Origin of the sequence: Streptomyces sp. NPDC088387 (genome assembly GCF_044753385.1) — a bacterium.
Classification (GTDB): domain Bacteria; phylum Actinomycetota; class Actinomycetes; order Streptomycetales; family Streptomycetaceae; genus Streptomyces.
This window is the reverse complement of sequence record NZ_JBIVNC010000003.1, coordinates 156,532-176,359: the sequence shown is the minus strand read 5'-3', so window position 1 is coordinate 176,359 and position 19,828 is coordinate 156,532. Positions and strand designations below refer to the sequence as shown.

Sequence of the window (19,828 nt, the reverse complement as noted above, 5' to 3'; positions counted from 1 at the left end):
CGACGGAACGGCTACTTGTACAGAACCCGTATAGAGGGGAGCGGACCGCTCGGAATCCGCGCCGGGCGGGCTACTCGAAGAGCGCCGCCATCAGCACCACGTCCTCGTCGCTGTCCGCGGTGTCCAGCCCGTCGGGCAGGACCGCGCGCAGCACATGGTCAATGAGGGCCTCGGGGTCGCGGCGGACCGCCTTGGGGACGGCGACGGCCGCGGCGTGCAGCCGGGCGAACGCCCGGTCGACGGGCTCGCCGGTGCGCTGCAACAGCCCGTCGGTGTACAGCAGAACCGTCTCTCCCTCCTCGGCCTGCACCTCCACGCTCGGCGCCTCCCAGCAGGCGAGCATGCCGAGCGGCGCGGAGACGGACGTCTCGACGAACTCGGTGCGCCGCTCGCCGATCAGCAGCGGCGGACAGTGCCCGGCACCGGCGAGGGTGATCTTGCGCAGCGCGGGCTCGCAGTAGGCGAACAGGGCGGTGGCGCAGCGGGCGGGTTCGGTGAGCCGCAGCAGCAGTTCGAGGTCGGAGAGCACAGCGACCGGGTCCTCGCCCTCCATCACGGCGTACGCGCGCAGGGAGGCCCGCAGCCGGCCCATCGCGGCGACGGCGCTCGGCCCCGAGCCCGTCACGGAGCCCACGGCGAGGCCGAGCGCCGCGTCCGGCAGCGGCAGCGCGTCGTACCAGTCGCCGCCGCCGCGCGGTCCCGTGCGGTGCCGGGCGGTCAGCTGGACGCCGGACACGCGCGGGAGCCGGGACGGCAGCAGCTCCTCGGACATGGTCCGCAGGCACGCGCGCGTGCGCTCGACCTCCAGGAGGCGCGCGAGGTGCTCGGTGGCGTAGCGGGCGTAGAGGCCGACGAGATGGCGCATGCGTTCCACCGGTTCGGCGGGCTCGTCGTACAGCCACATGGCGGCACCGAGGCGGCCGGCGGCCTTCGACGACAGTGGCAGCGTGTAACTGGCGGCGTAGCCGAGGCGGGCGGCGACCTCGCGGTGGCGCGGGTCGAGGCCGTCCTCGGCGAGCAGGTCGGCGCGCACGATCTCGGCGACGCCGCCGGGCAGCCCGGCCGGGGTGTCGAGGAGTTCGCCGTACGGCAGGGAGCCGCGCGGGACGGTCTCCAGGTGGCCGAGGTCGGCCTGGGCGAGGCCGAGGCCGACGGTGCGGCGGGGCCCGAGACCGTCGGCGGGTTCGAGGACGACGAGGCCGCGGCGGGCGCCGACCAGGGCCGCACCGGCGCGCAGCAGCTCCTGGAGGGCGTCGGGGAGGTTGTCGGTGCGGACCAGGCGTTCGGTGAGTTCGTGCAGCGTGGTGAGGTCGGAGACCCAGCCGGCGAGCCGGTCCTGGAGGAGGGCGCCGGGGCCGGTGGTGAGGGCCGCGGTGCCGGTGGTCGCGCACGCGGGCGCGACAGTCTGTGCGGGCGAGGGAACCGCGGAATCGATTCCGGCCACTTTCGAAGGGTGCGGGGCGGTCATGGTGTCCGGCTTTCCGACCGGTGCGTACTGCTCAAAAGCATCGCAAACCCCCATGTCATTCTGCGCCGCTAGCAGTGTCTCCACATGTACACGCACTCGTGAGGGGATGTCCAGCATTGTCCTGCTGGGATTCCTGGTGTCCATGGGGTCGGCGGGATCTTCCGTCGTTCCCCTTGCGGAAAAGCAAAGTTGGCTTAAAACTGCCTCAGGTAACGGGTTATTGGGGTCGACTGGCCTTGCTCGACGGAGCGTCACAGCGGTCGTGATGGGTACGTACTCGGAGAAGGCCAGGGGTGGTTGGGGGCCACCCGGAACCTGGCGACGGACCCGGGCGTCTTAGCCACCGACGACCGAGACCCATCCTCCCGTGGTGGAGGCGAAGAGAAATACGTGCGACGCGAAAACGCCAGACTTCGCCACCCCGCGCCACGCCCATGCTTTTGATGCACGCAGTATGGACGGAACGGCAGCGGACACAGCCAACGCTCGGCCCATAGGGGTTCCCCGTGCTTCCAGCAGGGGTGTGATGCGCCAACAGGTACGCACAGTGAAGTGATCGACACATGGTGTGATGTGCCCCCACGGTGTTGCCAGCGGTGCAACGGAAAGGAACGAGCGCTCATGCGCGAGATCCTCGGAAAGCGACGCAGGCTCCTGTCCAGGCGGAACGACGGGAGGCGTGAGTTGATCAGCGCGGCCCTGACCTTCGCATCGGAATGGCAGTGGCCCGTACTCCCGGGAGTGACGGCCGACCCGCAGGGGCGCTGCGGCTGCCCCGACCCCGAGTGCACGGTGCCAGGCGCGCACCCCTTCGACCCGGGACTGCTCGCCGCCACCACCGACGAGCGCATGGTGCGCTGGTGGTGGGCCAACCGGCCCACGGCCCCGATCGTCCTCGCCACCGGCGGCACCGCGCCCTGCGCGGTGAGCCTGCCCGTGCCGGCCGCGGCGCGCGCCCTCGACGCGCTGGACCGCAACGGCATGCGCCTCGGTCCGGTCGTCGCCTCCCGCACCCGCTGGGCGCTGCTGGTGCGGCCGTACTCGATGGAGCAGCTGGGCGAGCTGCTGTACGCGAAGGACTTCGTCCCCGGCTCGCTCCGCTTCCACGGTGAGGGCGGCTACATCGCGTTGCCGCCGTCGGCCACCGGGCAGGGCGACATCACCTGGGAGCGCGCGCCGCTGCCCGGCTCGGCCTCCCCGTGGGTGCCCGATGTCGAGGCCGTGGTGGACGCGGTCGTCGAGGCCCTCACTCGTACGGGTGTGAGCGCGCCCGAGTTGTAGGGGTGTCGGGCGCCGGCGGAACCGGGCGCCCGTCCCCGCTCGTTATCGTCCCTTTTATGAACCCCCGTCTTCTCGCCCTCGCGGGCCTTGCGGTGTGTGCCGTTGTGCTGCCCCTCGCGGTGGCTTCCGCGGGGCCCGCGGGCGACGAGGCGCGCACCCGTGCGGGTCGGCCGGTATCCACCCCTTCCGCCGGCCCGCGCGACGACCCCCGGCCGCACCAACAGGACCCGGCGGATCCGGTCGCCTCCCCGACGGGCTCCCCGCTGCGGCTCGGCGTCGGCCTGGCCACCGCCGCCCGCTGCGGCCCCGAACTCACCTCGCCCGACGGCATCGAGGCACAGACCTGTGTGCTGACGCAGGGCGAGGACACCTGGGCGCGCACGTACTACCGCAACGCGACGGGCGAGGACCTGGACGCCGTACTGAGTCTGATGGGGCCCGGCGGCCGGACCGTGACGATGCACTGCGCGGTGGACGCGGGCGACGAGCCGGCCGACTGCGACACACCCCGCGAGCGCACCCGCGGGGAGCTGGAGCACTACTCGGCGGTCGCGGAGTTCGCCGACGCCGCAGGTCAGGGGCGGCTGCTGCTGCGCTCCGGCAGCAACTCGCCGACATCCACGGGGAGTTGACCCGGGGCGGCGGCCGGTGCCGGACGGCGCGCAAGAGAAGACCCGGTTGCTGGCGACGGGGGATGCACCAGCAACCGGGCTATGGGAACGGTAACAAGAGATCGGCGGTTAGCAAATTCGATCTCAGGTTTTGCTCGGCTATTCGGACACCGACTGGCTTGCGGACAACCGCAGTTGATCCGCAGTTGATCCGCGGTTGAGGGCGGTCGGCGGTGGTCGGGACCGGCGCGGCACGGCTGACCGGTCGGTCAGCCGTCCGCGATCCCCCGACCGTCCGTCAGTTCAGCGTGACCTGTCGGTTCGTCAGCCCGCCGCGCGCCCGGCGCTCCTCCGCGGTGAGCGGCGCGTCGACCGCCAGCGCGGCGGCGAGCCGCTCGGCGAACTCGGCGGCCGGCTTCTCGACGTCCTCCGCGCCGATCGCGCTCGGCAGGTCCCAGACCGGCACGGTCAGGCCGTGGGCGCGGAACGAACCCACCAGACGGGTGCCCTCGCCGAGGCTCGAACGGCCCGCCGCGTGCAGCCGCGCGAGCGCGTCCAGAAGCTTCTCCTCCGCGTGCGGCATGACCCAGCGCAGGTGGTTCTTGTCCGGGGTCTCGCACCAGTACGCCGAGTCCACACCCGTGAGCTTCACGGTCGGGATGGCGGCGGCGTTGGCCCGCTCCAGGGACGCGGTCACGTCCGGAGTGGCGTTCTCCGGGTCCGGAACCCAGAACTCGAAGCCGCTGTGCACTTCTGGCGCGAACGTGCCTTCGGGATCGAGCAGATCCTGGAGCCGCGGACCGTCGGCCGGGGCGCGGCGGCCCTGGACCGGCGTGCCCGGCTTCGCGGTCAGCGCGCGCTGGAGGGTGTCGGCGAGGTCGCGGCTGATGTCGCCGGACGCCGTGTCGTTCTGAAGGCCGATCAGCACCGAGCCGTCGTCGCGGCGCAGCGCGGGCCACGCCATCGGCAGCACGGTGGCGAGCGTCACGGACGGCACGTCGTCCGGCAGCCCGTCCTTGAGGGTGAGCTCGACGGTCGCGGCCGGCACGAGCTCGCGCAGCGCCACCCAGTCGCACTCGCCGGACAGGCCCTCGAAGGGGCGGTGCACCAGCTCGGTCGCGGCGTGCGCGGCGGCCCGGCCGTGACAGGCCTTGTACCGGCGGCCGCTGTTGCACGGGCAGGGTTCACGGGCACCTACGACCGGGACCTCTCCGTCCGTGAGCTGCGGGCGCGCGGCCTTCGTCTGGGGTCGCTTCTTGGCCATGGTGGGTGTCTCCCGGTTACGGCTCGTCTCGTACGGGCGGGAGCCTAGTCGCTACGGCGCCGGCCCATGGGCCGCTGTGGACGGGGGCCGGGGTGTGGACAACCGTCGCCGGGACGCGGGCGGCCCCGCGCGGTGCCGCCCGGTGCGGTTTTCCCGTGCGGGACACGGGTGCCGCGTGCGTGCGGGTACGGGTGCCGCACGCGTGCGGGTAACGGGTGCCGCGCGCGTGCGGGTAAGGGCGTCGGCCCGACGACCGTACCGGCGACGCGACGGCACCGTACCGATCCCGCTCAGTCCCGGTCGTCGAACGCTTCCGCGAAGTCCAGGCCCGGCATCGTGGACACCGACGGGGCGGCGACGCGCGTAGCGAAGTCGTCGCGGCGGTGGCCGGAATTCGGATCATGAACGTCGTCGTGCACAACGACCCACACGGTGACCTCGCCCCGGGTGTCGTCCCGGACACCCCAGTCGTCGGCCAGCGCGGTGATGATGTTCAGCCCGCGGCCGCCGTGGGCGGTGACCGACGGGGTGGACGGTGCCGGGCGGGTGGGCCCACCGCCGTCCGTGACCTCCACGACCAGCCGGCCGCGCGCGTCGACGCGCCATGCGGCCCGGACGTCGCCGTCCCCGGCCAGGGCGTCGCCCAGTGGCCGGCCGTGCTTGCACGCGTTGCTCAGCAGTTCGGACAGGATCAGTACGGCGTCGTCGATGACCGATTCCGCCACACCGCCCGTACGCAGTTGAGCGCGCATCCGGTGTCTTGCCTTCCCCACGCCCGCAGGGCCATGGGGTACGGCCATGCTCGACGACGTGGGCACCTCCTGTGCCACCACCAACGCCACCCCCGAGACCTCCTTCGCCCCACGCCACCGTGTGGATGCCCCATCGGCCTGTACCGGAAACCGGCCAATCCAGGTCCGGTGACGCACTCACCTCGGTCGAACACGTACCGAACGCGCCGGTGCACACCCGGTGACGAGGTCGTCGAAATGTGGCTGGATTTCGACGGTGTGGCCGCTCGGAGAATGGTCCACAGGACCCGTCGGGTCAAGGGATCCCGCCCGGTCGTTATCTCTCAGCGACCCAGCCGGCGCAGCACCGCGGCCGGGCGGTTGGTGATGATGGCGTCAATGCCCAGGTCGACGCAGAGATCGACGTCCTCGGGCTCGTTCACGGTCCACACGTGCACCTGGTGCCCGGCGCGCTGGAAGCGCTCGACGTACGCCGGGTGGTTGCGCACGATCCGGATCGAGGGGCCCGCGATCCGGACACCCGCGGGCAGCCGTCCGTCACGCAGCCGCGGTGACGCGAACTGCATCAGACAGACCGTCGGCAGTGTCGGCGAGGCGGCCCGGACGCGGTGCAGCGAACGCGCCGAGAAGCTCATGATCCGTACCGGCGACTCGGCCGCGGTGACCGGGGCGTCCAGGCCGAAGCGCTTCAGCAGGTGCAGCAGCCGCTCCTCCACCTGGCCGGCCCAGCGTGTCGGGTGCTTGGTCTCGATCGCCAGCTCCACCCGCCGCCCGGCGTCGGCGACCAGCTCCAGGAGACGTTCCAGGGTGAGTACGGAGGTGTCCGCCGGGTCCTCGGGACGGTGCTCCCAGTCCGGCTCCTCGTCGCGGTTGCGGTAGGCCTCGCCCTTCTTCCAGGAGCCGAAGTCGAGGGCGGCCAGTTCCGCCAGCTCCAGCGCCGAGACGGCGCCGCGGCCGTTGGACGTACGGTTGACGCGGCGGTCGTGCACACAGACGAGATGGCCGTCCGCGGTAAGGCGTACATCGCATTCGAGGGCGTCCGCGCCGTCCTCGATCGCCTTCTTGTAGGCGGCCAGCGTGTGTTCCGGGGCGTCCTCGGAGGCTCCGCGGTGGGCGACGACCTGAATGCCGTGCTGTCGTGCGTGGGTCACCGCGTCATGGTGTCATCGCCCGGGGGTACCCGTGACACCCGGTTGTGCTCCCTCCGGATGCATCCGGTGAGCCCAAAAGGCCGCATATGGAGCATGGTCGCGGACGCACAGGAACCGCTTATGGTGCTCTGACAGCCTGTGGGAAAAGCTGATGGCATACAAAAGCAGAAGCAGAGTCGCAGCGCGCCGGGCCGTCGGCAGGACTGACGAGCCCGGCCGAGTGCGACCGACAACACCAGCAGTGGATCGAGGAGAACAGCTGTGAGCACCGAGAACGAGGGCACTGCGGTACCACCGGCCCCGTCCGCGCCCCCCGTGCCGGTGGACACTCCCGCTGCCTCCCCGCAGACCCCCGCGCCTCAGGCCCCCGCCCCGCAGGGCGGACCGCCCACGACCCCGCTTCCGCCGGTGCCGCACGACGCCCCGGCCCCTGCCCCCACCCCCGCCACCCCCGCCGCCCCCGAACAGCCCGGCCAGTACCCGCGGCCGGCCGCGCAGGAGCCGGCGTACGGCCAGGACGCGGCATACGGCCAGGGCGGCGCGTACGGCCAGGACCCGGCGTACGGACAGACCGCGCACGCCTCCGTCCCCGGTGACGGCACGCACGCGCACCCGGTGGGTACCGGCACCTCCGCCCCCGACGCGAGCTGGCCGCCCCCGGCGCCGCCCGCCCCGGGCTACGGCGGCGGCTCCGGCGGCGACCCGGGCGCCCCCTGGGGTGCCGCGCCGCAGCAGCCCGCGCCGAAGTCGGGCCGCGGGCGCGGCGGACTGCTCGCCGGGGTGCTGATCGCCGCGCTGGTCGCGGGCGGCCTCGGCGGCGGCCTCGGGTACACGCTGGCGAAGAACGACGACGACTCGAGCTCCACCACGGTCTCCGCCTCGGACAACGGCGGTGACTTCAAGCGCGACCCCGGCACCGTCGCGGGTGTCGCGGCCACCGCGCTGCCCAGCACGGTCACCATCGAGGCCGAGTCCAGCAGCGGCGAGGGCGGCACGGGCACGGGCTTCGTGTTCGACACCGAGGGCCACATCATCACCAACAACCACGTGGTGGCCGACGCCGTCGACGGGGGCACGCTCAGCGTGACCTTCCCGAGCGGCAAGAAGTACGACGCCCAGGTCGTCGGCAACGCGCAGGGCTACGACGTCGCCGTCATCAAGCTCAAGAACGCCCCGTCGGACCTCAAGCCGCTCACGCTGGGCGACTCCGACAAGGTGGCCGTCGGCGACTCCACGATCGCGATCGGCGCCCCCTTCGGCCTCTCCAACACCGTGACCACCGGCATCATCAGCGCCAAGAACCGCCCGGTCGCGTCCAGCGACGGCACCGGCACCAACGCCTCGTACATGAGCGCGCTCCAGACCGACGCCTCGATCAACCCGGGCAACTCCGGCGGCCCGCTGCTGGACGCCAAGGGCAATGTGATCGGCATCAACTCCGCGATCCAGTCCTCCAGCAACGGCCTGGGCGGCACCGGCCAGTCCGGCTCGATCGGCCTCGGCTTCGCCATCCCGATCAACCAGGCCAAGTACGTGGCCCAGCAGCTGATCAAGACCGGCAAGCCGGTGTACGCGAAGATCGGCGCCTCGGTCTCCCTGGAGGAGGGCACCAACGGCGCGAAGATCACCGACACGGGCGCGGGCGGCTCCGAGGCGGTGGAGGCGGACGGTCCCGCCGCCAAGGCCGGCCTCAAGCCGGGCGACGTGATCACCAAGCTCGACGACCGGGTGATCGACAGCGGCCCGACCCTGATCGGCGAGATCTGGACGCACAAGCCCGGCGACAAGGTCACCCTGACCTACGAGCGGGACAACAAGACCCACACGGTCGACGTCACCCTGGAGTCCCGCGAGGGCGACAGCTGACCGACCGCAGGACCCGGTTCTGACAGGGGTGCCCCTCACCGAGGGGCACCCCTTCCGCGTGCGTGCCCACGGGCCGGCGTACGCACAGGTCAGCGGCGCTCTCCGGACCCCGGCAGCGACCAACCCGGGGCATCCGCACCCATGGCGTGAACCCGTCGGTCCGCGCGTTCGGATCGGCGGCGAACGCAACTCGGGTCGCCGGGAACCCCGTCCACCTCCCAGGACACCCGAGAGCAGGGGCAGACGCCGACACGAGGGGGAACCGTGAGACGCCACCGCCGGACAGGACCGACCCACCCGCACCGAGGGCGTCTTCGCCGCGCAGGACCGACCCACGCGCACGGCGGGCGCCTTGACGACCGTCACCCTCACCGACCGACAGGGCAATACCCAGCACCAGACGATCGAGCACGCGTACCTGCCCACACGCTGAGCCGGCGGCGGTCACCGGGGCTTGATCCGAGAGGCGGCACCGGACAGACCGGAGCCGCCGCCCTCGGGCGGCCAAGGGCCCCGCGCACCGCTGACGGCCGGGTAGTCTGTACCCGCTCCGCCCCAGGTGGACGGCAGCGGGGTGGGTTGCCCGAGCGGCCTAAGGGAACGGTCTTGAAAACCGTCGTGGCAGCGATGTCACCGTGGGTTCAAATCCCACACCCACCGCGTGATGAGCACCGAGAACGGCCCCTGACCAGGGAACTTGGTCAGGGGCCGTTGTCGTATCCGCTACCCGCCCGCGCCCGCCGGTCCCCGCGATTTCCCGCTCGATCGGGCACGGAAGGGGCGCGCGTGGGCCATGGGTGGGCCACGGTCGAGATCGCGATCTGTCGGCTACTCCGGCTGGTAGGCCGTGGCCTGGGTGTCGCGGCAGGGCGCAGAACTGCGGCTTCATGATTACTGGCTGGCCGATGAATTCGATGCTCCTGGGAGGTCCATGCAGGAGGAGAGTCCACAGGAGGTCCGCATGGCCAAGGTCTATACACACATGACGATGTCGCTGGACGGCTACATCGCCGACCCCAAGGACGGAACCGGTGAGCTGTTCGGTTGGTACGACGCCGGTGATGTCACCGTGCCGAGTGCCGACGAGCACTGGTCGTTCCAGGTCGACGAGAACAGCGCGGAGATGTTGCGCGAGGTTCTCGCCGGGGCCGGTGCGCTCGTCTGCGGCCGTCGGCTGTTCGACTTGACCAACGGCTGGAATGACAGCCACCCGATCGGCGCGCCAGTCGTCGTCGTGACCCACAACGCGCCCACAGACGCCGCGAAGTGGCCGCGTACGACCTTTGTCGGCGACGTCGCCGGAGGTATCGCGCGTGCCAGGGAGGTCGCCGGTGACAAACACGTCGGCATCGCCAGCGCCGACATCGCACGGCAGGCGCTTGACCTGGGGCTGGTGGATGAGGTCTACGTCAGTCTCGTACCGGTGCTGCTCGGCAAGGGGATCCCCTACTTCGCCAACCTGACCGGCGCACCGCACCGCCTCGACGACCCGGTCGTGATCCAGGGCAAGGGTGCGACGCACCTGCGATACCGCGTGCGACGCTGAGGCTCCAGACCTCACCCGCCGACCGGCTGGGTGACACGGAGCGGCCTCCCACTCGTTCGTCACGGTGTCGCCGTACTGGTCGACAGCGGTGAGCCTTCCAGAGACACCGAGGTGGTGAAGCGACCTCAACGCGTCGGCCAACTCCAGGTGCGCGCCGGCCGAGCTGAGTGCAGTTCCGGCCACTCGAACGCGGGCGTCACGATGATGGCGACGTGGCGAGCCGCATGCCCCCCAAGAACGAGTGGTCTGTGGGCAGGATGGGTCTATGACAAAACTGTCTGCGCGGTCGGGTCGGGGTGCCTCGTCCGGTTCGTTGTTGTCGTTGTGGTCGCAGGACTCCGTGTTGTCGATCGGGTCGGTGGGGTCGGTGCTGTCCGTGGGGTCCGTGGGTTCTGCCTTGTCGGTGGGTTCCATCGGCAGTGCCCTGTCGGTCGGCTCGATCGGGTCGTCCCTGTCGCTGATCTCGGCCGGGTCGTGGCTGAGCACGGGTTCCGTGCTCTCCGCGCAGTCGCGGTGGTCGGTGCTGTCCTGGCGTTCCTCCCGTGGCTTCCTGGCCGCGGGGGCGCTGGGGCTGGCGACCGGAGGCGCGCTGCTCCTGGTCCGGACGCACAAGGCCGTCAGCGGCAACGGCCGACTCTGATCACGCTGAGGCCGGCGACGCCGGGCGCGGCGTTGCCCGGCGGACGGCGGACGGCGGACGGCGGACGGCGGACGGCGGACGGCGGACGGCGGACGGCGGACGGCGGACGGCGGACGGCGGTCGGGGGCCGTTCGCCAAGAGGAAGGGAACTTCTTCGAGTTCTGTGGTCCGGGGATGTCGAGAACCTGAGGGCCGCTCCGTCCCAGGGGTGTCAGTGGGCGCCATCCGGCGCACGAGGAAGTCGTACAAGAAGGAGAAGCCACATGGCGATTCAGCGGATGGACAACGTCGGCATCGTCGTCGAGGACCTGGACGCCGCCGTCGCGTTCTTCGTGGAACTCGGTATGGAGCTGGAGGGCAGGGCGACCGTCGAGGGGCCCGTCGCCGACAAGTGCACCGGGCTCGACGGTGTGCGGTGTGACATCGCGATGGTCCGGACCCCCGACGGGCACAGCCGGCTGGAGCTGGCGAAGTACCTCAGCCCCGAGGCCATCACCGACGGGCCGCGCAACAAGCCGCACAACATCCTGGGCACGCACCGCGTGATGTTCGCCGTCGACGATCTTGAAGACACCGTTGCCCGGCTGCGGCCGCACGGCGCCGAGATCGTCGGTGAGATCGCTCAGTTCGAGGAGAGCTATCTGCTCTGCTATCTCCGGGGTCCGGAGGGTGTCATCGTCGGTCTGGCCCAGCAGCTGGGCTGAGCGCGAGCGCGCGGCCCGCCCCGCCCCGTTCGTCTCGCGGGATGCGCCGTACTCCCGTAGATTCACGATGTCGGTACCGCTGAGGCAGACGGCGTGGTCCGTGCGGCCAGCCCGATCGGGAGTGGTGATGGCAGGACAGTTCGAAGCGATCGTCGAGGTCGATCGGCCCGTCGAAGAGGTCTTCGCCTACCTCGCGGACGGACGGAACGATCCCCAGTTCAGCCCCCGGGTCCTCAAGATCGAGCGGGTCCCCGACGCGCCGACCACGGTGGGCACCGTCTTCCGGAGCACGGTCAAGGACGCCGGCATGAAGACCTCCCGGGAGTTCCGCATCACCGAGCTCGAGGCGCCGGTGCGGATCCGCTGGACCGAGGTGTCGAAGAACAGCGTGGCCGTGCTGGAAGGCGGCTACGACCTGACCGCCCTCCCCGACGGCAGGACCCGCGTGCGGATCCACAACGTCCTTGAGGGGCACGGCATCGGCAAGCTCCTCGTGGGTCTTGGACTCGCCGCCGCCCGCAAGGACGCCCCCGCGTTCGGAGAGCGGATCAAGCGGGCGGCCGAGACGGCCATCGCGCCTCGCTGAAACCGGGCCGGCACACGCCGGCGCAGGCCCCCTCAGCGTTCGTAGTCCGCCGCCAAGCGGTCCCACGCCACCCCCAGCAGGCCCCCGTCGGCCTCCCGGCCCGTCGGGATGCGGGCGGTGGCCTGGAACCAGACGATCGTCAGGGCCGAGCGGTGCAGTACCGGGTCGTGCGTCGCGGTGATCGGCGTCGAGTGGAAGACGCCCACGCAGGCGACGGCCGGGAGGACCTCGACCCTGCCGAAGGGGCCCGCCGGCACGTCCGGGTGTTCGAGCGGCGGCGGGACCAGATGGACCGGGTGGGCGGGGAAACAGCGTTCCGCGCTGTACAGCAGGGTGTTGATCCTCCGGCCGTTGACCGGGCGGCACGGATAGCTCGGATAACCCTCCGGCATGCCGCCGTACGTTGAGGACTGGCGCAGCTCGGTGAGTTCGATCGTGCGGCCGGAGAAGAGCACCACCTGGGCGAGTGACATGGTCGTCGCGCTCATGGGCGGGGCTGGTCGGGGTTGATGCGGGGAGGGCGGCGGCCGGGGTCGCGGTCGGGGGCGATGTGGGGAGTCTCCGGGTTCGTGAGAGGGCTGTCAGGGGGCATACGGCGGCGGTGGCCCGTCAGCCGGGCGGCTGAGGCGATCGTGGCGCGGGCCTCGCGTTCGGTCAGGCCCGTGGAGATCGCGGCGGCGATCAGGGGCGGGGTCAGATCGGGTCCGATGCCGTTCTCGTACGCGCGGCAGGCGGCCCAGAACAGACGGGTGTTGCGCTGCCCGGCGTGGGCCGCGGCGACGAACTGGAGCAGCCCCTGGCCGTGGCCGCCCGCCGGCTGGGGGGCCGCGTGGCGGGGCGAGGGCTTGGGCGGGGGGAGGAGGAGCCGGAGCAGCGCCGGGGGGCAGGCCGCCGGGGTCAGATGGGCCGTGCCGGGGGCCGTGGCGTAGACGCCGAACTCCGTACGGGAGCCGGGGCCGACCAGATAGCCGCCGGCGCCGCGGATGTCGATACCGGGCGCCAGCCGTCCCGCGGAGTTGGGGACGACGGCGTCGGCCGGGCCGCGCAGCCACAGGTGGCGCCCGCCGGACGGGGTCAGCACCACGACCGTCGGCGGGATCGTGAACAGGTGGCGCAGGGCCAGTTCGCGCAGGGCGGCCGTGGAGTCGGTGCCCGACTTCGTGTCGAGGTCGATGCCGATCAGATGGTGCGGCGGCAGTCCGCACGCGATGCCGTAGCCGGTCGCCCAGGGCGCCGCGGCGAACATCTCGCGGATACGGACGGGGTCGGTCGCGGCGTCGTACACGCCGTGCCCGAGACGGCCGCACTCGCCGTGACAGGGGCCGGGTTCGGGGTGGTCGCGGTGGGGGGAACGGAGGGCAGGCAGCTTCGTCCGGGACAGCGGGATGACGGACAGACCGCGCTCGGCGGCGGACAGGGCGTGTGCGAGGGCCAGCGTCGTGGCCTGCCGGTCGGTGGTGGCCATGCCTCTATGTTCGTACGTATGTTCGAGAAAAGGAAGAGGGGTCGAGTGCGGCGCGCCCGGGACGGGAGGTTGGCCGGAAAAGTGCCGGAACGCTTCCCCTGTTGCGGCACTTGAGATGAGTCGGTGGGAATGCGCCACCTCCGAGGCAAGAGTGGCGAAAGGGGTTTATCGACTTGTCCTCACGCTTCAGGGCGAATGAGGGCTTCCGGGGTAGTTCGCCGGGGATTCGGTGGGCAATCCTGATCTCGCGACGTCGTGAACATCGCCGAGGCGGAGGGCCAACTGCCTTGGTGGAAGCCGTACTTCATGCACCCCGGGACGGCCGGGGTGACCTGTTCTGGAGGAAATACACATGGCAAGCATCCGTACCGCCCGCGTCATCGCCGCCGTATCCGCCCTTCCGCTCGCTGCCGCTCTGTTCACCGGCGTTGCGACGGCCGACAACGGTGCGATCGCGGACGACGGATCGAGCGCGGCCGTCACCAACGCCTTCCAGGGCATCGTCGGCAGCGGTGTCGGCGGCGACAACAACGGCAACTCGTCCACCACCCAGCAGCAGGCGATCGGCTCCGGCGCGTCGAACCAGAGCAACACGGCGCAGGTCGACGGCTCCGCGTTCACGGCCATCAACCAGGGCAACGAGAACGTGGCGGTCAGCTTCACCCCCCTCTTCTGGTGAGCCGGGGGGCGGCCGGTGCGGCCGGCCGCCCCTCGACCTGAGGTGTGTGGATGTGCTCTGTGGGGAAAACAGCGTCAGCGCGGCGGTGCTTCGGCACCGCCGCGCAGGCGTTTTCCGGGGAGTGGGATGGGGCCGGGCCGGGCCGGGGTCGGGTCCGGGGCGGGGTCGGGTCCAGGGCCAGGTCCAGGGCCAGGGTCAGGGTCAGGGTCAGGTCCAGGGCGAGGTCCACGGCCAGGGCGAGCGCGGGCCGTCCCCTTCGACCTTGACAGGCGAAGATATCTGACGGACAGTCAGATTCCTTCGTACGCCGCCCGGACGGGCTCACGCACGGAAGGAGCACGTCCGTGACGACCGACGACGACCCGGCCGTGCGGCCCGACGACCTGACGGTACGGCTCAAAACGTACGAGGGTCTGCCCGCCGCCGTCGCCGTGCGGGGCAAGGACCCCGTCAACCTGCCCATGATCCGGCACTGGTGCGAGGCCCTCGGCGACACCAACCCCGCCTACGCCGGCCCCGACGCCGTCGCCCCGCCCACCATGCTCCAGGCGTGGACGATGGGCGGCCTGAGCGGCCACGCCGAGCCTGCCGACGGAACGTCGCCCGCCGGCCACCCCGATCCCGCCGGCCACCCCGATCCCGCCGGCCACCCCCACCCCCCCGGCCGCACCCAGGCCTACGACGACCTGCTCTCCCTCCTCGACGAGGCCGGCTGCACCTCCGTCGTCGCCACCGACTGCGAGCAGGAGTACGTCCGTCCGCTGCGCCCCGGCGACGAGGTCACCTTCGACACGGTCGTCGAGTCGGTCACGGGACCCAAGACCACCAAGCTCGGCACCGGGTACTTCGTGACCACCCGCACCGACGTCCGCGTATCCGAAGGACTCGCCGGCACCCACCGCTTCCGGATCCTCAAGTACGCACCCGCGCGCACCCGTCAGGACCCGCGGCCCCGCCGCCCCCGCCCCGTCGTGAACCGCGACAACGCCGGCTTCTGGGACGGTGTGGCCCGCCACGAACTCCTCCTCCAGCGCTGCGCCGCCTGCCGCACCCCCCGCTTCCCCTGGCTCCCCGGCTGCCCCGACTGCGGTTCGCCCGACTGGGATCCGTTCCCCGCGCGCGGCGACGGCACGGTCCACTCGTACGTCGTGATGCACCACCCGCCCTTCCCCGCCTTCGACCCGCCGTACGCCGTCGTCCTCGTGGAACTCGCCGAGGGTGTGCGGATGGTGGGGAACGTGGTCGGGGTGCCGTACGACAAGGTGCGGATCGGGATGCCGGTACGGGTCGAGTTCCGGGCGTACGACGACGAGTTGGTGCTGCCGGTGTTCCGGGCGGAGGAGGCGTCGTGAGCGAACGGGCCACGGAGCGCGGGGTGCGGGCCGGGGACCGGCTGCCCCCGCTGGAGATCGAGATCACCCGCACCCTGATCGTCGCCGGTGCCCTCGCCTCGCGCGACTACCAGGACGTCCACCACGACCCGGTGCTCGCGCGCGAGAAGGGGGCCCCCGACATCTTCATGAACATCCTCACGACCAACGGACTCGTCGGCCGCTACCTCACCGACCACTTCGGCCCGGCGGCCGTCCTGCGCAAGGTCGCCATCCGGCTCGGCGCGCCCAACTACCCCGGAGACACCATGGTGTTGACGGGCCGGGTGGAGGAGGTCGCCGGAACGGCGGTCGTCGTCCGCGTCACCGGCGAGAACGGCATCGGCCGCCACGTGACCGGCACCGCGACCCTGACCCTGCCGCAACACCCCGTCTCGCCGAAGCACCCCGTCTCGCCACAGCACCCCGTCTCCCCGGAGCCGACCGCCTCCCCGCGGCACCCCGTCTCCCCGGAGCCGACCGCCTCCCCGCAGCACCCTGTCTCGCCGGAGCCGACCGCCTCCCCGCAGCACCCCGTCTCGCCGAAGCCGACCGCCTCCCCGGAACCGACCGTCTCCCCGGAGCCGGCGGCGTGACCGGCCTCGGTGGGCGGGCCGCCATCGTCGGCGCCGGAGCGACCGAGTTCTCCAAGGACTCCGGCCGCAGCGAGCTGCGCCTCGCCGCGGAGGCGGTCCGCGCCGCGCTCGACGACGCGGGACTGACACCGGGCGACGTCGACGGTCTGGTCACCTTCACCATGGACACCAGCCCCGAGATCACCGTTGCCCAGGCCTGCGGCATCGGCGAGCTGGCCTACTTCTCCCGCGTCCACTACGGCGGCGGCGCGGCCTGCGCCACCGTCCTCCAGGCCGCCCTCGCGGTCGCGTCCGGCGTCGCGGAGGTCGTCGTCTGCTACCGGGCGTTCAACGAGCGCTCCGGCCGCCGCTTCGGCTCCGGCGTCCAGCACCGCGAACCCTCGGCGGAGGGCGTGGCGCTCGGCTGGGTGATGCCGTACGGGCTGCTCACCCCGGCGTCCTGGGTGGCGATGGCCGCCCAGCGCTATCTGCACACGTACGGGCTGACCGCGGAGGAGGCGTTCGGGCCGGTCGCCGTCACGGCCCGCCGGCACGCCGCGAACAACCCGGCCGCCTACTTCCACGGCCGCCCCATCACCCTCGCCGACCATGCCGCGTCCCGGTGGATCGTGGAACCGCTGCGCCTGCTGGACTGCTGCCAGGAGACCGACGGCGGCCAGGCGCTGGTGGTCACCTCGGTCGAGCGGGCCCGGGACCTGCCCCGGCCGCCCGCGGTGATCGTGGGCGCCGCCCAGGGCGCGGGCCGCGGCCAGGAGCAGATGACCGGCTTCTACCGCGGCGACCTGACCGGACTCCCCGAGGCGGGCGAGGCGGCCCGCCGGCTGTGGCGCTCGGCCGGGCTCGGTCCTGACGCCGTCGATGTGGGGATCCTCTACGACCACTTCACCCCGTTCGTGCTGACCCAGCTGGAGGAGTACGGGTTCTGCGGGCGCGGCGAGGCCGCCGGTTTCGTCGCCGAGGAGCGGCTGCCGCTGAACACCCACGGCGGTCAGCTGGGGGAGGCGTACCTCCATGGGATGAACGGCATCGCCGAGGCCGTACGCCAGATCCGGGGTACCTCCGTGAACCAGGTGCCGCGCGCGGAGCGGGTGCTGGTGACGGCCGGGACAGGGGTCCCGACGTCGGCACTGCTGCTCGGAGCGGACACATAGGGCCCTTCCCCCGGCTCCCTCCCGCCTGCTCCTCGCCTGCTCCTCGCCTCCTCCCCGGGACCGAGCCCCCAAGGGGAAACCCGGGGAAACCCGCAGGACGCCTCCACCTCTCGTCCACCTCTGGGAGGTGCAGCTACCTCCACCCCTACAACCTGAGGGGGACTCGGCTTCGGCACCTGCGGCCGATCCGCCCGGGGCGGTCTCACTCCTAGCGTGGAGCCATGACCACACCCGTCTGCACCAGCGCTTCGGACGCCGCCCGGCGGCCCTCGCCGTATGCGGCGTATCCGTCGTTCTCCTCCTACGTCAGCGCGCGCCGCCCGGTGCTGCTGCGCACCGCCCGGTCACTGACCGCCAACCCCAGTGACGCGGAGGACCTGTTGCAGACCGCGCTCACCAAGACCTACGTCGCGTGGGAGCGCATCGAGGACCACCGCGCGCTCGACGGCTACGTCCGCCGCGCTCTGCTGAACACCCGCACCTCGCAGTGGCGCAAGCGCCGCGTCGACGAGTTCGCCGTCGACGAGCTGCCCGAGCCCGACCCGGAGCCGGCCGGCGACGACCCGGCGGAGCGCCAGGCGCTGCACGACGCGATGTGGCGGGCGATCATGCGGCTGCCGGACCGGCAGCGGGCCATGGTCGTGCTGCGCTACTACGAGGACCTGAGCGAGGCCCAGACGGCCGAGGTGCTCGGGGTCTCGGTCGGCACGGTCAAGTCCGCGGTGTCGCGTGCGCTCGGCAAGCTGCGCGAGGACCCGGAGCTCGGACTCGTCCGCTAGGGAACGCCCTTGTGGGCGTATGTGGGCGTACGCCTCGGCAACGTGAGGTGATCGATCGCCCGGATCTAGTGACATACCGCGCGGTACGTGCGCAGAATCAGCGGAAACCTTACCGCCGCGTAGGCAATGTCGCCCCGGGAGGACACCGTGCTGAGCACGATGCAGGACGTACCACTGCTGATCTCCAGGATCCTGACCCACGGATCCACGGTCCACGGCACCTCACAGGTGACCACCTGGACCGGCGAGGGCGAGCCGCACCGCCGCTCCTACGCCGAGATCGGCGCCCGTGCGGCCCAACTGGCGCACGCGCTCCGCGACGACCTGGGGGTCACCGGCGACGACCGGGTGGCGACCCTGATGTGGAACAACGCCGAGCACGTCGAGGCCTATTTCGCGGTCCCCTCCATGGGCGCGATCCTGCACACCCTGAACCTCCGGCTGCCTCCCGAACAACTCGTGTGGATCGTCAACCACGCCGCCGACCGGATCGTCCTCGTCAACGGTTCGCTGCTGCCGCTGCTCGTGCCCCTGCTGCCGCATCTGAAGACGATCGAGCACGTCGTCGTCTCCGGCCCCGGCGACCGCGCGGCCCTCGCCGACGCCGCCGTCACCGTCCACGAGTACGAGGACCTGCTGGCCGGCAAGCCGACCGCGTACGACTGGCCGGAGCTGGACGAACGTACGGCCGCGTCCATGTGTTACACCTCCGGCACCACGGGCGACCCCAAGGGTGTGGTCTACAGCCACCGCTCGGTCTACCTGCACTCGATGCAGGTCAACATGACCGAGTCCATGGGCCTGTGCGACAAGGACACCGCGCTGCTGGTGGTCCCGCAGTTCCACGTCAACGCCTGGGGCCTGCCGCACGCGACCTTCATGACCGGCGTCAACATGCTGATGCCGGAGCGTTTCCTCCAGCCCGCCCCGCTCGCCGAGATGATCGAGAAGGAGCGGCCGAGCTACGCCGCCGCCGTCCCGACCATCTGGCAGGGCCTGCTCGGCGAACTCACCGCCAACCCCCGTGACGTCTCGTCCCTCACCCAGGTCACCATCGGCGGCTCGGCCTGTCCGCCCGCCCTGATGGCGGCCTTCGACAAGCTCGGCATGCGGGTCTGTCACGCCTGGGGCATGACGGAGACCAGCCCGCTGGGCACGGTGTCTCGGCCGCCGGCCCACGCCGTGGACACCGAGGAGGAGTTCGGGTACCGCCTGATGCAGGGCCGGTTCCCGACGAGCGTCGAGGCCCGGCTGACCGGCCCCGGCGGCGAACGGCTGCCCTGGGACGGCCAGTCCGCGGGCGAGCTGGAGGTCCGCGGGCCGTGGATCGCGGGCTCGTACTACAACGGCGTCGACGGCGAACCCCTGCGCCCCGACGACAAGTTCAGCGAGGACGGCTGGCTCAAGACGGGTGACGTCGGCACGATAACGCCGGACGGTTTCCTCACCCTCACCGACCGCGCCAAGGACGTCATCAAGTCCGGCGGCGAGTGGATCTCCTCGATGGACCTGGAGAACGCGCTGATGGCGCACCCCGAGGTCGCCGAGGCCGCCGTCTTCGCCGTCCCGGACCAGAAGTGGGGCGAGCGCCCGCTGGCCATGGTCGTCCTCAGGGAGGGCTCCACCGCCGACTTCGAGACCCTGCGCGCGTTCCTCGCGGACGAGGGCAAGATCGCCAGGTGGCAGCTCCCGGAGCGCTGGACGATCGTCGAGACGGTCCCGAAGACCAGCGTCGGCAAGTTCGACAAGAAGCTGCTGCGCAGGCAGTACGCGGACGGCGCGCTGTCGGTCACCGAGATCTGACCCGCATCCCGCACCCCGCACCCCGCATCCTGGACCCCGCGTCCTGGATCGCACGAACAGCCCCCGGCGCACGCCGGGGGCTGTTGGTTGTGCGGGGGTCGGGTGTCGGGGGCCCC

18 protein-coding genes, 1 tRNA gene and 1 pseudogene are annotated in these 19,828 nt (G+C 71.7%); 14 read left to right on the top strand and 6 right to left on the bottom strand.

The window, feature by feature from the left end:
* Positions 1-70 precede the first annotated feature (70 nt).
* Positions 71-1,585: a PP2C family protein-serine/threonine phosphatase gene (locus ACIQAC_RS08995; RefSeq protein ID WP_402188465.1), complete on the bottom strand. Its 1,515-nt coding sequence runs from the start codon at positions 1,583-1,585 to the stop codon at positions 71-73.
* Positions 1,586-2,089: 504 nt separating this feature from the next.
* Between ACIQAC_RS08995 and ACIQAC_RS08990 the strand changes: the two genes are divergently transcribed.
* Positions 2,090-2,749 carry a bifunctional DNA primase/polymerase gene (locus tag ACIQAC_RS08990; RefSeq protein WP_402188463.1) on the top strand — a complete coding sequence of 220 codons (660 nt, stop codon included), beginning with the start codon at positions 2,090-2,092 and terminating at the stop codon, positions 2,747-2,749.
* A gap of 56 nt (positions 2,750-2,805) precedes the next feature.
* On the top strand, positions 2,806-3,381 hold the full coding sequence (locus tag ACIQAC_RS08985; protein ID WP_402188462.1) for a hypothetical protein: 576 nt from the start codon (positions 2,806-2,808) through the stop codon (positions 3,379-3,381).
* A gap of 277 nt (positions 3,382-3,658) precedes the next feature.
* Here ACIQAC_RS08985 and ACIQAC_RS08980 read toward each other — a convergent pair whose 3' ends face one another.
* The 3 genes from ACIQAC_RS08980 to ACIQAC_RS08970 all read right to left on the bottom strand — a co-directional run bounded on the left by ACIQAC_RS08980 (position 3,659) and on the right by ACIQAC_RS08970 (position 6,527).
* Positions 3,659-4,624: a DUF5926 family protein gene (locus tag ACIQAC_RS08980; RefSeq protein ID WP_402188461.1), complete on the bottom strand. Its 966-nt coding sequence runs from the start codon at positions 4,622-4,624 to the stop codon at positions 3,659-3,661.
* Between the two features lie 290 nt (positions 4,625-4,914).
* Complete coding sequence (locus tag ACIQAC_RS08975) at positions 4,915-5,553, bottom strand: ATP-binding protein (RefSeq protein WP_402188459.1); 639 nt, start codon at positions 5,551-5,553, stop codon at positions 4,915-4,917.
* A gap of 146 nt (positions 5,554-5,699) precedes the next feature.
* Positions 5,700-6,527, bottom strand: coding sequence for a glycerophosphodiester phosphodiesterase (locus ACIQAC_RS08970; RefSeq protein ID WP_402188457.1), 828 nt, complete (start codon positions 6,525-6,527; stop codon positions 5,700-5,702).
* 261 nt (positions 6,528-6,788) lie between these two features.
* Between ACIQAC_RS08970 and ACIQAC_RS08965 the strand changes: the two genes are divergently transcribed.
* From ACIQAC_RS08965 to ACIQAC_RS08940, 6 genes are all read left to right on the top strand, one after another.
* A complete protein-coding gene (locus tag ACIQAC_RS08965; RefSeq protein WP_402188455.1) occupies positions 6,789-8,393 on the top strand; it encodes a S1C family serine protease in 1,605 nt (534 codons plus the stop codon).
* A gap of 573 nt (positions 8,394-8,966) precedes the next feature.
* Positions 8,967-9,053: transfer RNA gene (locus ACIQAC_RS08960), tRNA-Ser, on the top strand.
* Between the two features lie 301 nt (positions 9,054-9,354).
* Complete coding sequence (locus tag ACIQAC_RS08955) at positions 9,355-9,939, top strand: dihydrofolate reductase family protein (RefSeq protein ID WP_402188453.1); 585 nt, start codon at positions 9,355-9,357, stop codon at positions 9,937-9,939.
* A 265-nt stretch (positions 9,940-10,204) separates the two neighbouring features.
* Complete coding sequence (locus ACIQAC_RS08950; protein ID WP_402188451.1) at positions 10,205-10,579, top strand: hypothetical protein; 375 nt, start codon at positions 10,205-10,207, stop codon at positions 10,577-10,579.
* A gap of 263 nt (positions 10,580-10,842) precedes the next feature.
* On the top strand, positions 10,843-11,283 hold the full coding sequence (locus ACIQAC_RS08945; RefSeq protein WP_402188449.1) for a VOC family protein: 441 nt from the start codon (positions 10,843-10,845) through the stop codon (positions 11,281-11,283).
* A 127-nt stretch (positions 11,284-11,410) separates the two neighbouring features.
* Positions 11,411-11,869 (top strand): SRPBCC family protein, encoded by a 459-nt coding sequence (locus tag ACIQAC_RS08940; protein ID WP_402188448.1) that lies wholly within the window; start codon positions 11,411-11,413, stop codon positions 11,867-11,869.
* Between the two features lie 32 nt (positions 11,870-11,901).
* On the opposite strand, the gene ACIQAC_RS08935 is transcribed toward ACIQAC_RS08940, so the two are convergent.
* Both ACIQAC_RS08935 and ACIQAC_RS08930 read right to left on the bottom strand, forming a co-directional pair.
* A complete protein-coding gene (locus ACIQAC_RS08935) occupies positions 11,902-12,357 on the bottom strand; it encodes a hypothetical protein (protein ID WP_402188446.1) in 456 nt (151 codons plus the stop codon).
* Positions 12,354-13,334 carry a bifunctional DNA primase/polymerase gene (locus ACIQAC_RS08930; protein WP_402188444.1) on the bottom strand — a complete coding sequence of 327 codons (981 nt, stop codon included), beginning with the start codon at positions 13,332-13,334 and terminating at the stop codon, positions 12,354-12,356. The genes ACIQAC_RS08935 and ACIQAC_RS08930 overlap by 4 nt, the downstream gene beginning before the upstream one ends.
* 352 nt (positions 13,335-13,686) lie before the next feature.
* On the opposite strand from ACIQAC_RS08930, the gene ACIQAC_RS08925 reads away from it, so the two are divergent.
* From ACIQAC_RS08925 to ACIQAC_RS08900, 6 genes and pseudogenes are all read left to right on the top strand, one after another.
* The gene (locus ACIQAC_RS08925; protein WP_402188442.1) at positions 13,687-14,013 is read left to right on the top strand and encodes a hypothetical protein; all 327 of its coding nucleotides are present in this window, start codon (positions 13,687-13,689) and stop codon (positions 14,011-14,013) included.
* Between the two features lie 344 nt (positions 14,014-14,357).
* Positions 14,358-15,365 (top strand): bifunctional MaoC family dehydratase N-terminal/OB-fold nucleic acid binding domain-containing protein, encoded by a 1,008-nt coding sequence (locus tag ACIQAC_RS08920; RefSeq protein ID WP_402188440.1) that lies wholly within the window; start codon positions 14,358-14,360, stop codon positions 15,363-15,365.
* A 23-nt stretch (positions 15,366-15,388) separates the two neighbouring features.
* Positions 15,389-15,766, top strand: a pseudogene (locus ACIQAC_RS08915) (MaoC family dehydratase); the annotation flags it as partial.
* Positions 15,767-15,975: 209 nt separating this feature from the next.
* Positions 15,976-17,130, top strand: coding sequence for a lipid-transfer protein (locus tag ACIQAC_RS08910; protein ID WP_402188438.1), 1,155 nt, complete (start codon positions 15,976-15,978; stop codon positions 17,128-17,130).
* A 221-nt stretch (positions 17,131-17,351) separates the two neighbouring features.
* Positions 17,352-17,909, top strand: a complete 558-nt coding sequence (locus ACIQAC_RS08905) for a SigE family RNA polymerase sigma factor (protein ID WP_402188436.1) — start codon at positions 17,352-17,354, stop codon at positions 17,907-17,909.
* Positions 17,910-18,035: 126 nt separating this feature from the next.
* Entirely contained in the window at positions 18,036-19,712 is a 1,677-nt protein-coding gene (locus ACIQAC_RS08900; RefSeq protein ID WP_402188434.1) for a long-chain fatty acid--CoA ligase, read from the top strand.
* Positions 19,713-19,828: the final 116 nt, after the last annotated feature.